The sequence below is a fragment of the Companilactobacillus paralimentarius DSM 13238 = JCM 10415 genome (assembly GCF_001434985.1).
GTDB lineage: Bacteria > Bacillota > Bacilli > Lactobacillales > Lactobacillaceae > Companilactobacillus > Companilactobacillus paralimentarius.
In genome coordinates, this window is record NZ_AZES01000110.1 from 1 (window position 1) to 354 (window position 354).

Consider the following 354-nt stretch of genomic DNA (forward strand, 5'->3'; position numbering starts at 1 on the left):
GCACATGGCATTTGATGAATTTATGTCTACTGACAAGATGAGCTTTATTTGGTTAGATAGCGATAATCATCGTACGGGTGATATCTTGCCCAGAAGAACTTCATATCAAATCAGTAAATACTTCAGTCGATTTCCTTTGAAAGTCAGAAGACAGGTAAAAACTATTTCTTTGGATTTAAATGCCGGATACATTAATTTAGTACCAAAGTTGTTTCCAAAGGCCAAAGTCGTTGTTGATAGATTTCATATCGTTCAGATGATGAATCGTTCTCTCAATTCAACTAGAATACAGGTAATGAAACGAATGCCTAAAAGAAGTAAAGAATACTTGTTCATGAAGAGAGATTGGAAAAA

At 34.2% G+C, this 354-nt stretch carries 1 protein-coding gene; it reads left to right on the plus strand.

What is annotated here, in order from left to right:
* Nucleotides 1–354: transposase (locus FD33_RS09360; protein WP_162256988.1), on the plus strand; the 354-nt coding region annotated here is incomplete at both ends.